We start from the raw sequence: 13,823 nt of genomic DNA on the forward strand, positions 1-13,823 counted from the left end.
GCGCCGCAGCGCCTCCACGTTCCAGCACAACCCGTAGCTAACCGACACCATTGGACAGTAGCAACTTCTACCAGCTGTCTGAAATGGACCTGAAATGGCCTGTCGTGCGGCGGGCATTCAACAAGCGATCTTTGGAGACACAGGCATGGGCAACTCAAACAACGCGACCTGGACACGCCGCTCCTTCGGCGGAGCAGCACTCGGGCTGGCGGCCGCAGGAATCCTCGCAGGGCGTGTCGAAGGTGCCGCGCAAAGCAAAATGCCCGGACTGCACAAGGGCATGGGCCTGGTTGCCGACAAGCGTATCGACGCCGGAGACCTGAATGTCGGATACGCCGATCTCGGCCCTGAAGGCGGCTCGGCCGTTATACTGTTCCACGGCTGGCCCTACGACATCAACGCCTTCGCCGAGGTGGCGCCTTTGCTCGCAGAGCGGGGTCATCGTGTGATCGTGCCGCATCTGCGCGGATACGGCAGCACTAGGTTCCTGTCCGATGACACTATGCGGAACGGCCAATAGTCGGCGCTTGCTCTCGACGCCGTCAAGCTGATGGACGCCTTGAAGATTGAAAAGGCGACGGTCGCCGGATTCGACTGGGGTGCACGGACTGCCGACATTGTCGCCGCGCTCTGGCCAGAACGATGCAGGGGTTTAGTATCCGTCAGCGGCTATCTCATAGGGAACCAAGCTGCTGGAAAGGTGCCCCTGCCCCCAGCCGCGGAGGTTCAATGGTGGTATCAGTTCTACTTCGCGACGGACCGCGGTCGCGACGGCTATGAAAAGTACACGAACCAGTTCGCCAAGCTGATCTGGCATCTCGCCTCGCCACAGTGGAAGTTCGACGACGAAACCTTCGATCGGAGTGCAGAAGCATTTGCCAATCCCGATCACGTCCCGATTGTCGTTCATAACTACCGCTGGCGGCTGGGCCTGACGGAAGGCGAAAAACGGTTCGACGAATTCGAGACCAAGCTTGCGGCAGGTCCCGAGATCCATGTGCCGACGATCACGATAGAGGGCGACGCCAACGGAGCGCCTCATCCAGATTCCAAGGCCTACGCCGCAAAGTTCAAGGCGAAATACGAACACCGTCTCGCAGTGGGCGGGATCGGCCACAATTTACCACAGGAGGCGCCCGAGGCGTTCGCCAAGGCGGTAGGAGACGTCGATTCGTGGGTGTGAGCAGCCGAGATCCCGACGCGCTCAATTATCCAAAAAATCGATGATCTTCATCCGAAAAACCCGACTGGCGCGGCATCGCCTAGTCGTGAGATGGGAAACGCTGCGGCCTGGAAGGCGTCAGACGCCATAGCTCCGGTGCGAGCCCATTGAAAGGATCCAACATTGGAAATCGGTATCGATAGTTTTGCGATGCTCTTGCCCGAACCTGATACGGGTCGTCTGCAGTCGGCTGTCGATCGAATGGAGAGTGTACTTTCCGAGGTGGAGCTTGCGGACCAGGTCGGTCTCGACGTCTTCGGAATGGGCGAACACCACAGGGCAAACGCGCTTGATTCCGCGCCTGCCGTAATACTTGCCGCAGCGGCGGCGCGAACCAAGTCGATAAGGCTGACGAGCGCTGTCGCCGTCCTTAGCGCCTCCGATCCTGTGCGGCTTTTTCAGGAGTTCGCAACGCTGGACCTGATCTCCCGCGGACGGGCGGAGATCGTGGTTGGTCGTGGCTCTTCCGTGGAGGCATATCCCCTGTTTGGCTTCGACCTGAGGGACTACGATGCACTGTTTGCGGAAAAGCTGGACCTGCTAATCAAGATAAGGGAGCAGCCCAACATCAAGTGGCAGGGCCGGTTTCGTCCTGCGATCAATGGCGAGGGTGTCTTCCCGCGTCCGCATCAGACCAGATTGCCAATCTGGCTTGGCGTCGGCGGCACGCCAGAATCCTTCATCCGCGCCGGGACTCTCGGCCTCCCGCTGATGGTGGCCATCATCGGCGGGAGCTTCGAGCGCTTTCTGCCCCTGGTCGAACTCTATCGTCGAGCATGGCTCGCCAGTGGGCACCCCGCTGAAAACCAGCGAGTAGGCGTCCACGCTCTTGGATTTGTCGGAGAGACCGACGAGGCGGCAAAGAAGGCGTTCTTCCCCGGTTGGTTCCAAATGTTCACGGACGCCGGAAGAGAGCGCGGTTGGCCGCCGCCGACGCAGGCGCAGTTCGAGCATATGTGCGGGCCGGGTGGCGCGTTCCTTGTCGGCAGCCCACAGACGGTGGCTGCCAAGATATCTCATGTTAGCAGTACGTTGGGAGGGATTGCTCGCATCACCTTTCAGATGAGCACCGCCTCGCTCGACGCGGAAGCGATGCATCGTTCGATCGAGCTGCTGGGAACCAACGTCGCGCCTTTGGTGCGAGGACAGCCGCGCGAATAGCTGGTGTGCGTCGCGGAGAGCGCCGGCGGTTGCCGGCGCCCATTTCTTCAGCCGAAGATCATTTTCTGATAGGCAGCCAGCATCTGCGGATCCTCGACAGACCCATGGTGATGAAGCTGTCGCCAACCGCCTCCCTTGCGTACAAACCACCGGGTCGTCCGGAAGGCGACAGCAAGCGTCCCCGTCGCCGTCTGACATACTCCGCGTTCGCGGCCGACGAACAGATGCCACTCGTCGCCGCCCTGGCTCGTGAAGTCGTGGAAGGTCACCTGGACCTTCGTGTTTCCCTTGAAGAGCTTTGAATACCCGTCGGCGATCTGGTCCCAACCACGGCGGATGCCGCCGATCGGATTGTCCATACTGGGATCCGAGCCGCCGAGCCAGACCTTCTCCAGACCTTTGAGATCGCCAGCGTTGAAGGCTCGATAGAACCGTATTAAGGCATCCGAGGCGCTTCCATCTTCCTGCACCGTCTCCCCGCCGTTAACTTCCATGAGATGCCGGTCCATTGATTTGCTCCGTACTTCTTCAAGGTGGTGACGCACTTGGAAAGCATGTGACTCTCGTCGTGCTGGCCAACTTGGTTTGCTGTCTGTTCATCAGGGCATCATGCCCAATCGATACCAATCCATCTATTGTACGATGGTGTTGCCGATCAATTTGATGAGTGCATCGGTGGAGATCGTCGCGTTATTTTCAGGTGGGGCGAACCGATCGTATCTCGGTCCTCACATTTCGCTCGCTTGGAAACAGTAGGTTCATCGCAACATAGATCGCGGCGCCGATTACGAGCGCGAGGCTGGCGACGGCAAGCACGAGATCGAACCCGGCGTCTACGTTCACCGCATGCTTCAGGATCAATCCTACGGCCGGCGGTCCCATGATTTGTCCGATCGCGAACACCGCCGTCAGCAGTCCCATGTATCTCCCGAGATGCGGAAGGATCTGCGGAATGCCGTCAGGTAGGACTGCGGCGTGCAATGACGTCCAACGCAGACCGATAGAGCTCTCGCGTCAATTCCTCGGCCCCAACTTTCAAAGCAAGACGGGAGGCCTGACCCGACCATAGGTTCGTAAAATCGTTCCTCGCCTCCGCCTCGGCTTTTGCTCTGATTGGAGCGAGAGCTCCTCCGGCAGTTGGAAATGCAGGCACAGCCTCTGAGATTGGACCCAGATCACGCATCAGACGGTTTACGACGCCTCTCGCTGGACGGCCGGTAAAAACGTTCGTTATCGCGGTACTGTCGTCACGGGCGGAGGCCAGCGCCTCTGCCTGAACTGCGGGAATCCTCGCCTCAGGGCAGAACAGGTATGCTGTCCCGACTTGGACGGCGGAAGCTCCGAGCATCAGGGCGGCGGCAACACCTCTCCCGTCGGCGATGCCGCCGGCGGCGATGACCGGCACCCGCACCGCGTCGACGACCTGGGGCAGGAGCGCCATGATTCCAACCTGTGTCGTCATGTCCTGGCTCAAAAAGTTCCCACGATGTCCGCCGGCCTCGAAACCCATCGCGATGACTGCGTCGACGCCGTTTTTTTCGAGCCAGAGGGCCTCGGCCACGGTCGTCGCAGATGACATGATCTTCGCGCCCGTCGCCTTCACACGTTGGACCAGTGACTTTTCGGGCAGCCCGAAATGAAAGCTCACGACCTCCGGCTTCAATTCCTCGACCACCTCGCAAAACGAAGGGTCGAATGGTGCGCGGCCTGTCGCGGCGATCGGCGCGGCAGGGTCAAGTCCTGCGTCTACGAAGTAAGGCGCGAGCAGCGCTCTCCATCGCATCTGTGCTGCTGGATCTTCGGCCGGGGAAACATGTGAGAAGAAGTTCACGTTAACAGGCGCGTGGGTAGCGCCGCGGATCTCATGGAGGGCTTGGCGCAGCCCCTCGACGTTCGACTGAGCGCTTGGAAGTGACCCGAGACCGCCGGCCTTGGCCGCGGCGACGACCATTTCGATCGTCGTCGCGCCGGCCATCGGCGCCTGGATGATGGGAAGCTCGATTCCAAACAGATCGAGAATTCGGCGATCGGGCCAGCGGGTCATGTGGGCTCCTTATCGTGCGTGAGGTGCAACGCTGATACCCCCGGCCACCCTCCACGTCTATTGGACCTTGGTGTGCTGAAGAGCGACCCAATCCGAAGGTATCGGGAACACCTTGGTACAATATCGGCTCCTGATTTTTGGCGCGATGGTCGTGGCAGAGCGGATGGCGGCGCGACCGCCGGGAAGCTCCCGGCCGATGGCTGGATCAACGCATTTCACGAGGACCAAAGCGACCGACCGCCACCTGGCGGCCGAAGAAATCCACGTCGCCAGAACGGAGGCAGGCATGAGCGTGCATAAGACTATTATCATCACTGGCGCGTCGCAAGGGATCGGAGCCGGACTCGTCAAGACGTTCCTGGACAAGGGCTGGAACGTCGTCGGAACCTCACGGAACATCAGCGAGAGCAAGCTGTTCGACCGCGCAGGCAGGCTGGAGCTAATCAGCGGCGACGTCGCGGATCCCGAAACGGCAGAGCGGGTGGCGACAACGGCGGTTGAGCAATTCGGTTCGATCGATGCGCTCGTTAACAATGCCGGTGTCTTCCTCACCAAGCCGTTCCTCGAATACACCATTGAGGACTTCCGACGCCTGTGCGCGACGAACGTCGAAGGGTTCATCCATTTCACGAAACATGCCATCGGTCAGATGCTGCGTCAGAAGTCCGGCGGGAGTATCGTGACGATCACGTCGTCCTTGACGGACCATCCGATCGCCGGCGTGACAGCGTCGCTGCCTATGATCACCAAGGGCGGCCTCAACGCAGTCACGAAGAGCCTCGCGCTGGAATTCGCCAAGAGCAACATACGTGTCAACGCGCTCTCGCCAGGCGTCGTCGACACCCCACTTCATGCAAAAAACCCGCGAACATTTCTCGAATCGTTGTCGCCGATGGGCACCATCACGGCCGTGCAGGAAATTGTCGACGGCGTCATCTATCTGACGGAATCCTCCAATATCACAGGGGAGGTGCTGCACGTCGACAACGGCGCACATCTGGGCAAATGGTAGTCGCGAGCGCTGAGGCGCGCGTCAAGGAACTCGCCATATGCCTCCCGAACGCGCCTACGCCATTCGGCTCTTACGTCGAAGCGTTCCAAAGCGGCTCGCTGCTTTTCCTAAGCGGCATGCTGCCGGTCGCCGGACATGTGCCACTCTATACTGGCCTCGTCGGCCGCGAGCTGTCCGTCGCCGAAGGCTACGATGCGGCGCGAGCGGCCTGTCTTAGTGGTCTAGCCGCCGCGCGGTCGCAGCTAGGAACGCTGGACAGAATCCAATCGGTCGCCAAGCTAGGCGTTTATATCGCCTGCCTCGCCGATTTTCATGAACATCCCAAAGTCGCCGATGGAGCGTCAAAGCTGCTGCTTGACGTGTTCGGCCCCGCCCGGCTCCCTCCCCGCGTGGTCCTCGGCGTTTCCAGCATACCGCTCGGGATGCCCGTCGAGATCGAACTCGTCTTCGAAATCGGGCCGGCGTTCGCTTCTCAAACCGAAGAACGGAGTCAGCCATGAAGCTCAGACAACCAACCAGGACAAGCGCTATCGCCATGTCGTCGAAAGGCCTTACCGTCGCGGCGCTACTGCTGTTTCCGGCGCTCGCCCTTTCCGGTCAATCGATAGTCGCCCCGAAGGTGGATCGTGCGGCAGAGGTCAAGGCCGACCCAGGTCAGGAACATGCGCAAATCAAAGTGGATAAGCGGACGCCCGCCTACTGGCGTGTCACCTTCGACAACCCGCCCTTCAACATCTTTGGACCGGAGACGATCCCTCAGATGGAAAAAGTAGTGGCCGCAATTGAGAGCGATCCCAATCTTAGAGTTGTCGTCTTCGACAGCGATGTACCGGGGTTCTTCCTCACCCACTACAACTTTACGCCGCCTCTCGCCGAATCCACCGGCCTCCCTTCTGGCCCCACCGGCTTGCACCCCCTGCCCGACATGCTGGTCCGCATCAGCAAGTCGCCTGTCGTCTCCATCGCCCTGATCCGCGGCCGCGCGACGGGTGTCGGGAGCGAGCTTGCTCTCGCCAGCGACATGCGCTTCGCAAGCCGGCAGAAGGCAATTCTCTCTCAGTGGGAGGTCGGCGCGGCGCTCGTCCCCGGCGGCGGACCGATGGCAAGACTACCGCGGCTGATGGGCCGCGGTCGAGCGCTCGAAGTTCTACTCGGATCCGATGACATCAACGGTGATCTCGCGGAGGCGTACGGCTACGTCAACCGATCCTTCGACGATGACAAGCTCGATCCTTTCGTCGACGCCCTGGCGACGCGGATCTCGGGTTTCGACCGACAGGCCATTGCCGACACCAAGCGTCTGGTCGATTTCGCAAGCCTTCCGAGCGATCCGGAAATTGCCGCGGGGTGGGACGCCTTCATCACGTCGGTCCAGCGTCCGGTGGCGCAGACGAACATCGGACGGCTGATGGAAATGGGCCTTCAGAGGGATCCGGACGTCGAAGCCAGGCTCGGACACTACACGCAAACTCTGGCCGACAAGTAGGCCGAGGCGGTGCCCGCGCAAGGACTCAGCAGGTCGCGCGGGCATCAAAATCCTCCACCCCCTCAACGACAAGGGAGTAGTCTCATGCACAGGCTTGAAAACCAGATCGTCGATTCCAGCTTTTCGGCAATCATAAACGCGCCGATCGAGAAGATCGACATTCCAACATGGTGTTTTAACCTGCCCGAAAAGGAATATCAGGGATGCTCGCCCGCCCACATCGCTGCCGGATTCACGACAGCGGACGACGGCACGCGGATGTCGATCAACGTCGAAACAATCGGCGGCAGCCTGATGGTCCAGCATTACCACGAAACACTCGGCGAAAAGCATCATCTCATCCTCGACTCCGATTCCGACGTCTTCACACCGAACGGCCGGGTCACCATCCACGTCACGTGGGAACTGAGCGTGAAGAAGGTCGATGCGAACCGCTGCCAATTCACCAACCGCGTCCGATCCTACGCGACCGACGAGATGATGGCTTTCCTCGACCGCCAGGGCATCCCGTTCGAGCTCTTCCGCACCCAGCGACAGCCGATGTCCATTGCCCACAACAAGGGGGAGACGCCGCTGTTCGCCGCGAGCATCGAGCGCGCGGCCCTGAAGAACTCGGCCACGAAGGCGGCGTGAAAACCGGTGAAGGAGAACATCATGACTGAACTATCCTTCGATCGGAGCAACACCGGACTCCTCGTGGTCGATCCGTACAATGACTTCATTTCCGAGGGTGGCAAGATCTGGCCGCGGATCAAAGAGGTGGCCGAGGCGAACAACTGCGTACCCCACATGCTCGAAGTGCTGACCGCCGCCCGCGAAGCCAGGTTCCGGGTCTTTTTCGCGATGCATCATCGCTATCGGGCCGGAGACTACGAGAACTGGAAGTACGTGGCGCCAATCCAGCGTGCGGCCTGGCACCGCAAAAGCTTCGAGTTCGGCACGTGGGGCGGTGAGTTTAGAGCCGAGTTCCTACCCGTGGCCGGCGAGGTCGTCGCATCCGAGCATTGGTGCTCGAGCGGCTTCGCCAACACCGATCTCGATCTCGAACTGAAGCGGCACGGCATCCAGCGTGTCATCGTGATCGGATTGGTAGCCCACACCTGCATCGAAGCAACGGTGCGGTACGCCGCCGAGCTTGGCTACGACGTCACCGTCGTCAAGGACGCGATCGCCGACTATTCGCCGGAAATGATGCATGCGGCGCTGGAGGTCAATCTGCCCAGCTATGCCAGCGCCATCGTCGGCACGAAGGAAACCGTGGCGGCGATCGCCGTCACTCAAGCGGCGTGAAGCTGCCATCATCCGGCGGGCCTCAAGCTCGTCGGATGCAGCTCCGCTCAAAAAGTAATACTATTTGCAGGCCGAGGGTTGGCAAGCCTAGTGCCGACACCTATTTGAGGTCGAAAGCCGACCCCTAGCGGTTTGCGTCGAGCCTCCCTATCAGTTGAGGACCATATCGACGCGCATAGTTTGAAAGGATCCACGATGACACCCTACGGCGACCTCCTCATCGGCGGCGCGAGAATGCGCGGCGCGGCCGCGACATTCTCCGCGATCAACCCAGCCAACGGCAGCTCCATGGAGCCGAGCTTTGCGGGCGCGACCACGGAGCAGGTTGAACAAGCCGCGTCGTTGGCCTGGGACGCCTTCCCGGTCTACAAGGAGACATCGCTCGAGGATCGGGCCCGCTTCCTGGAAGCGATCGCGGAAGGAATTCTGGCCATCGGGGACGAACTCGTCCTGCGAGCAATCGACGAGACGGGACTGCCGCGGGGCCGCATCGAAGGAGAGCGTGCCCGAACGGTCGGACAGCTTCGGCTCTTCGCCAAGGAAGTCCGCGACGGCGTCTTCCAGGAGCTGCGTTTCGATCCCGCCAACGCCGAGCGCAAGCCGGTGGCGAAGCCTGATCTTCGGCTCCGCAACGTCGCTCTCGGACCGGTCGCAGTGTTTGGGGCGTCGAACTTCCCCTTAGCCTTTTCGGTCGCTGGCGGCGACACTGCCTCCGCCCTCGCCGCCGGCTGTCCGGTAATAGTCAAGGCGCACTCCGCCCATCCCGGAACCTCCGCATTGGTTGGCAAGGCCGTCGTCGACGCCGTCGCGGCATGCGGGCTCCCGTCGGGGACCTTCGCGCTTTTGTTTGACGCGGGATTCGAGGTCGGCCAGGCCCTGGTCGCCGACCACCGGGTGCGCGCAGTTGGTTTCACCGGCTCGCGCCGGGGCGGCACCGCGTTGATGAAGATCGCCTCGGAGCGGAAGCAACCAATACCCGTCTACGCCGAAATGAGCAGCATCAACCCCGTCATCCTCTATCCAAACGCACTGCTGGGCCGGGGCGCGGAAATCGGGAGATCGTTCGCGGCTTCGCTGACCCTCGGCGCCGGTCAATTCTGCACGAATCCTGGCCTGATCATCGCCATCGAGGGTGCGGGCCTCGACGCCTTCATCGATAGCGCGGCAGCAGCGTTGGCGGATGCGCCGGCTCAAACCATGCTGACAGGCGGCATCTGCGAGGCGTATCGCAAAGGCGTGGCAAGGCTTTCGTCGTCGCCGTCCGTATCGCAGGTCTCTGCGGGCAAGGAAGGAACGCCCCATCAGGCCGCGGCCGCGCTGTTCGAGACGACGGCGGCTGCATTCCTTGGAAATCCAGAGCTGCAGGAGGAAGTATTTGGCGCGGCGGGGCTGATCGTTCGCTGCCACGACCACGGCGAGTTGCGTCGGGTCGTCGCATCCTTGGAAGGTCAATTGACGATCGCGCTGCATGTGGATGCCAAGGACATCGATGCTGCCTCCCAGATGATCCCGCAGTTGGAACTTCTCGCGGGCCGGCTCCTCGTCAACGGCTTCGGGACGGGCGTCGAGGTCTCCCCGGCTATGGTCCATGGTGGACCTTATCCCGCGACATCGGACGGAAGATCGACGTCGGTAGGCACATTGGCGATCTATCGATTCCTGCGCCCAGTCTCCTACCAGGACTTTCCGGTCGGGTTGCTTCCAGCCCCACTCAAGAATGTTAAGGCCGGGCACCGCCTCTAGACGAAAAAACTGGAGCGGGGCGGCTAACGCCCCTGCTCTGTCTTGCAGACGTTAGACTTCCGAAGCCTTCGCAGCCATCGTGGCCTTCGCCCACCAGACCAGCTCGTCCAGCGCAGTCTTCGCCGACGGCAGGAGGTTGGCTTCGATCTCTTCGATCGGCTTGTTGCCCCCCATCGAGAAGACAGTGAAGAAGTCGCTGCCGCCGATATGAACGGCTGCATGCGTGGATTCCGCGCAGATGCTCGAGTGCGCGCGACCCGCCCGCTGTGCCATACGCGATCGCGGTGAATGGCTTGCGTGCCCATTCCACGTATGACTGGTCAAGGGCGTTCTTCAGCACGCCGGTGATCGAGCGATTGTATTCCGCGACAACGAAGATGTACCCGTCGTAGCGGCCCACCGTCTTCTGCCAACGAACGGCTTCCGCACTCTGGCTTGGTGCGTAGGCGTTCGACGCGGCCTCGTCGAAGAATGGCAGTGGATGGTCGCGCAGATCGACGATCTCAACGTCGATGTCATCGCGAGCCTGAACTTGCTTCAGTATCCACTGTGCAGGCTTGTCGGCGAAACGGGTCGGCCGGGTGGAGCCGATGATGATGGCGATCTTTGGTTTCGTAGGCATGGCATTCCTCATTTATGTCGGGTTGATGATGACCTCGGGGAGAGAGGATCAGTCGCTGCTCAGGGCGTCTGCATACGCATAAAGCCCAGGAATACCTCCCGTCATAACGAACAGGACGTTCGATCCTGGCGCGATGACTTCGTTGTCGATATCGGACAGCAGGCCAGCAAAGGCCTTCCCTCCGTAGACGGGATCCAGAAGAAGGCCTTCAGACCGGCCGACCAGCTTGATGGCTTCGATCATCTCTGGCGTCGGCATGCCGTAGCCGCCACCGAGCTGCGCGCCGTCTATCTTCAGCTCCTCTCCTCGAATTCGGTCCTTCTTTCCGAGGAGGTCGAAGACGGCGTTGACCTTCTCCACCGTCGCGGCGACGCAAGTCTCGGCTGGCGAGAGAACGGTGCATGCTCTGATCCTCGAAGGATCTTTTCCGGCAAGGGCAGCTCCCACGGCCAGACCCGCGTGCATGCCGCCGCTACCGTTCGGGACGACGATGTGGTCGAACGCGATGCCGATCTCAGTCGATTGCGCTGCGATTTCGAATGCGCAGTCGACGTAGCCCAGAGCTCCGACCGGCGTCGAACCACCAAGCGTGCCCACGAAAGCCTTTCCCCCGGACGCGGCAATCTCCGACGTTCGGTCCGTGGCGAACACACTCGCATCATCGCCCTTGCCTAGAAGATGGACGCGGGCACCAAAAAGTCGGTCCAACAAGACGTTGCCGTTCGCCTGATAGATCTCGCTCCCGCGGGGCACCATTTGAGCCAGGACGACCTCGCATGCCAGTTCGGTTCTGGCGCAGGCGGCCGCGGCCAGACGGGCGAAGTTTGACTGCACGCCGCCGGTCACCACCAGCGTATCGTAGCCTTCCGACCTCACCTGACCGATCAGGAATTCCAGCTTTCGGAGCTTGTTGCCCCCGCCGCCGAGTTCCATCAGATCGTCTCTCTTCGCCCAGATCGAGACGGCTTTTCGGCTCGCGCCCAGCACTCGCTCCAGTCGTTCCAGCCGTTGGATCGGCGTCGCTCCATTCACCAGGCGCACGCGCGAAAACCGGTTCAAAAGATCCCTGTCGGACATCTCTGCCTCGCTTCTTGAGTGTTGTAGCCCAGCTGTCAGGGGGCGAGGGCCGGCGTCCGATAGCGAAGGGCCGGAACGTTGCGCGAAAGATTGGGCATCAGCTTCTGACGCGCCGCCTCATATGCGTTCCAGTCTTCGATGTCGGGTACCGAAGGAAGGGTCATCAGCTCGCCCATGTCGAGACCGGCGAGTGCAGCATCCACCGCATCTTCGGTTTTCATGACGATATGGTCGGGCAGGCGGTCGAGCGAGCCGCCCGATGCCTCCCAGAAAGGCGTCTCCACCGCGCCGGGAAGTACGGCCTGGATTCGGATGTTCTTTTCTGCCAGCTCCTTCTGCAGAGAGAACGTCAGAGCGATGACGAACGCTTTCGTGGCGCCGTAGACGCCGTTGAGGATTTCTGGCGCGACGCCCAATGCGGAGGCCATATTGACGATCGTGCCGTGCTCGCGGGCGGCGAAGGACGGCGCGACGGCATAGACGAGACGAGTCAGAGCCGTCACATTGATCGCGATCATTTTTTCCATCGCCTCGACGTTGGACATGAGCAGCGGCTCGACCGCGCCGACGCCGGCGTTGTTGACGAGCATGGTGATCGACGGGTCGCTCCGAAGGATACCTTCGACTTTCAGAAGGTCCTCGCGTTGTCCAAGATCCGCCCGGACGGTCTTTACGTTCCGACCGGTCGAACTGGCGATGTCCTTGCTGATCCTGGCGAGCGCATCCTGATTGCGCGCCACCAGTATCAGGTCGTAGCCGCGGCGAGCGAGCCTGTCCGCGTAGAGGGCACCGATACCCGACGATCCTCCGGTGATCAGCGCAGTGCCTCTTGGAAAGTTTGTCATTGTGGTTCTCCTTGATTGAGGTGCGGTGTAGCGTCAGCGTAGCGTTCTGAACGCCGCACGGAGCTCTGATGAGAAGAGGTCTGGTTGCTCCCAGGCGGCGAAGTGGCCGCCCTTTTCGACTTTGTTGTAGTAGATGAGGTTGTGGTACGCCTTCTCGGCCCAGCTTTTCGGCGCCTGGTAGATTTCGCCGGGAAAGACGGTGATCGCGGCCGGGATCTTGATATCGACGGCATTGAAGTTGTTGGCGTTGTTCTCCCAGTAGAGCCGCGCGCCAGACGTGGCCGTGCCGGTGAACCAGTAGAGAGAGATGTCGTCGAGCATCTCGTCCTTGGTCAGCGACTTCTCCGGATCGCCGCCGCTATAGGTCCAGTCGGCGAACTTGTCGTAGTACCAGGCGGCGAGACCCACCGGTGAATCGGTCAACGCATAGCCCAGCGTCTGCGGCCGCGTGACCATCATCAAAGCGTAGCCCGCGCCCTTCGTATATAGGGCGTTCATCTGCTCGTAGGCGGCTTTCTCATCTCCGGAAAGGCCGGCCGGTGCGGGTTCGCCATCGGCGAGCGCCTTAGCAATGTCGGGCGGAACGGTCGCCGGCATGTTCGTGTGAATGCCGAGGAGCCCGTCCGGTGCCTGTGCCGCCATCTTGTCGGATACGACAGCGCCCCAGTCGCCGCCCTGCGAGACGTAGCGGGCGTAGCCCAGCCGCTTCATCAGAACGTGCCAGGCACGCCCGATGCGGTCCGGCCCCCACCCCATTTCGCTCGGAATCTCGGAGAAGCCGTAGCCGGGCATCGACGGGATGACGACGTGGAAGGCGTCTTCTGCGGCCCCGCCATGTGCGGTCGGGTCCGTCAGCGGTCCTACGGTTTTGAGGAGTTCGAGCACCGATCCGGGCCAGCCGTGCGTCATGATCAGCGGCAGCGCGTCCGCGTGCTTGGACTTGACGTGGATGAAGTGAATGTCGAGGCCGTCGATCCTGGTCATGAACTGCGCATGCGCGTTTAGCTTCTTCTCACCGCGCCGCCAGTCGTATTCCGTGCCCCAGTACTCCACGAGCGGCTTTAGCTTTTGAAGCTGCGCGCCTTGCGATCGGTCGAAAACCGTCTCCTTATCGGGCCAACGTGCAGCACGGACACGGCGGCGCAGCTCATCGAGCTCCTTCTGTGGGATTGCGCACTTGAAGGGGCGGATAGCATCGCTCTCCGTCGTCGCCCTGACCGGCTTGGGGAGAATGCAGAGGGCGGCGGTCGCGGCCGAGACTGCAAGCAGTTCGCGTCGCGTCGGCGATAGAGCGGTCTGTGTTTGAACTTCTGCTGACATG

General features: G+C 61.3%; 13 protein-coding genes and 2 pseudogenes. 8 read left to right on the forward strand and 7 right to left on the reverse strand.

Annotated features, from left to right (window positions below; genetic code table 11):
• Window positions 1–145: 145 nt before the first annotated feature.
• Window positions 146–1,183: pseudogene (locus tag CO657_RS30225) on the forward strand (alpha/beta fold hydrolase).
• Window positions 1,184–1,345: 162 nt separating this feature from the next.
• Complete coding sequence (locus CO657_RS30230) at window positions 1,346–2,383, forward strand: LLM class flavin-dependent oxidoreductase (RefSeq protein ID WP_054184693.1); 1,038 nt, start codon at window positions 1,346–1,348, stop codon at window positions 2,381–2,383.
• Between the two features lie 47 nt (window positions 2,384–2,430).
• Here the strand turns inward: CO657_RS30230 and CO657_RS30235 are convergent, their stop codons facing one another.
• The 3 genes from CO657_RS30235 to CO657_RS30245 form a co-directional block, all read right to left on the reverse strand.
• The gene (locus CO657_RS30235; protein ID WP_054184692.1) at window positions 2,431–2,892 is read right to left on the reverse strand and encodes a YybH family protein; all 462 of its coding nucleotides are present in this window, start codon (window positions 2,890–2,892) and stop codon (window positions 2,431–2,433) included.
• Between the two features lie 187 nt (window positions 2,893–3,079).
• Window positions 3,080–3,304 (reverse strand): YbfB/YjiJ family MFS transporter, encoded by a 225-nt coding sequence (locus tag CO657_RS30240; protein ID WP_054184691.1) that lies wholly within the window; start codon window positions 3,302–3,304, stop codon window positions 3,080–3,082.
• 37 nt (window positions 3,305–3,341) lie between these two features.
• Window positions 3,342–4,427 (reverse strand): NAD(P)H-dependent flavin oxidoreductase, encoded by a 1,086-nt coding sequence (locus tag CO657_RS30245; protein WP_054184690.1) that lies wholly within the window; start codon window positions 4,425–4,427, stop codon window positions 3,342–3,344.
• Between the two features lie 286 nt (window positions 4,428–4,713).
• Between CO657_RS30245 and CO657_RS30250 the strand changes: the two genes are divergently transcribed.
• The 6 genes from CO657_RS30250 (at window position 4,714) to CO657_RS30275 (ending at window position 9,958) form a co-directional block, all read left to right on the forward strand.
• Complete coding sequence (locus tag CO657_RS30250; protein WP_054184731.1) at window positions 4,714–5,439, forward strand: SDR family NAD(P)-dependent oxidoreductase; 726 nt, start codon at window positions 4,714–4,716, stop codon at window positions 5,437–5,439.
• Window positions 5,433–5,939, forward strand: a complete 507-nt coding sequence (locus CO657_RS30255) for a RidA family protein (RefSeq protein WP_054184689.1) — start codon at window positions 5,433–5,435, stop codon at window positions 5,937–5,939. Before CO657_RS30250 ends, CO657_RS30255 begins: the two co-directional genes overlap by 7 nt.
• Complete coding sequence (locus CO657_RS30260) at window positions 5,936–6,925, forward strand: enoyl-CoA hydratase/isomerase family protein (protein WP_054184688.1); 990 nt, start codon at window positions 5,936–5,938, stop codon at window positions 6,923–6,925. Before CO657_RS30255 ends, CO657_RS30260 begins: the two co-directional genes overlap by 4 nt.
• A gap of 84 nt (window positions 6,926–7,009) precedes the next feature.
• Window positions 7,010–7,558 (forward strand): hypothetical protein, encoded by a 549-nt coding sequence (locus tag CO657_RS30265; protein WP_054184687.1) that lies wholly within the window; start codon window positions 7,010–7,012, stop codon window positions 7,556–7,558.
• Between the two features lie 21 nt (window positions 7,559–7,579).
• On the forward strand, window positions 7,580–8,215 hold the full coding sequence (locus CO657_RS30270; RefSeq protein ID WP_054184686.1) for a cysteine hydrolase family protein: 636 nt from the start codon (window positions 7,580–7,582) through the stop codon (window positions 8,213–8,215).
• Window positions 8,216–8,410: 195 nt separating this feature from the next.
• The gene (locus CO657_RS30275; protein WP_054184685.1) at window positions 8,411–9,958 is read left to right on the forward strand and encodes an aldehyde dehydrogenase (NADP(+)); all 1,548 of its coding nucleotides are present in this window, start codon (window positions 8,411–8,413) and stop codon (window positions 9,956–9,958) included.
• A gap of 51 nt (window positions 9,959–10,009) precedes the next feature.
• Here CO657_RS30275 and CO657_RS30280 read toward each other — a convergent pair.
• The 4 genes and pseudogenes from CO657_RS30280 to CO657_RS30295 form a co-directional block, all read right to left on the reverse strand.
• Window positions 10,010–10,580 (reverse strand): annotated as a pseudogene (locus CO657_RS30280) (NADPH-dependent FMN reductase).
• Between the two features lie 48 nt (window positions 10,581–10,628).
• On the reverse strand, window positions 10,629–11,657 hold the full coding sequence (locus CO657_RS30285) for a D-cysteine desulfhydrase family protein (RefSeq protein ID WP_054184684.1): 1,029 nt from the start codon (window positions 11,655–11,657) through the stop codon (window positions 10,629–10,631).
• 35 nt (window positions 11,658–11,692) lie between these two features.
• Complete coding sequence (locus CO657_RS30290) at window positions 11,693–12,502, reverse strand: SDR family NAD(P)-dependent oxidoreductase (RefSeq protein ID WP_054184683.1); 810 nt, start codon at window positions 12,500–12,502, stop codon at window positions 11,693–11,695.
• Between the two features lie 33 nt (window positions 12,503–12,535).
• Window positions 12,536–13,822, reverse strand: a complete 1,287-nt coding sequence (locus tag CO657_RS30295; protein ID WP_054184682.1) for an epoxide hydrolase family protein — start codon at window positions 13,820–13,822, stop codon at window positions 12,536–12,538.
• Window position 13,823 lies beyond the last annotated feature (1 nt).

It is taken from the genome of Rhizobium acidisoli (assembly GCF_002531755.2).
GTDB classification, from domain to species: Bacteria; Pseudomonadota; Alphaproteobacteria; order Rhizobiales; family Rhizobiaceae; genus Rhizobium; species Rhizobium acidisoli.